Annotated in this window: 1 pseudogene; it reads left to right on the top strand. The window is 56.1% G+C overall.

The features are described 5' to 3' along the window. Nucleotides 1–231: pseudogene (locus tag AWB67_RS41320) on the top strand (hypothetical protein); the annotation flags it as partial. Nucleotides 232–531 lie beyond the last annotated feature (300 nt).

A 531-nucleotide genomic window follows, 5' to 3' on the forward strand; every position in this document is an offset into this window, starting at 1 on the left:
CTCGTGCATCAGGCCGTGCGTATGTATGGACACACCGTGCTGAATCAGCGCGCTCAAGGCCTGCTTAAAGAGATCTTCGCCGACGAGAGGCGTTACATTTCGACTGGCACGACTGACGAAATTGACGCGTCATACAATGCCCAGCAGGCTCGAATTCGCGATTTTTGCGAGCAGTATGGAGGCAGCCCGCTGGTTGTCGACGCGTACGCTCACGACCACCACCCGAAGTGACGTTCCTCGCCCTGACAATAGAGCCCGGCGGCTCCCGCGTGGGCCGCGAATGAATTGGCGCTATTTCCAGTCGGTAGCTTTCGCGCGGGGCATCCGGCTGTTTTTCAACTGATTGGCCGACAAGCATCGTGGCTTTGTCAACGCCCTCTACGAAGGGTCCGAAGACACAATCGTTGAAACCATTCCGATAAGCATTGAGCAGTCACGCTCGATCGACGACGTATATCTCGGTCGGCTCCATAACCGTCACGAAACGATGATTTCGCGAAAGCTTCTGACCGGGCCGATGCTTTGATTAGC

This window comes from Caballeronia terrestris (assembly GCF_001544515.1).
Taxonomy (GTDB): domain Bacteria; phylum Pseudomonadota; class Gammaproteobacteria; order Burkholderiales; family Burkholderiaceae; genus Caballeronia; species Caballeronia terrestris.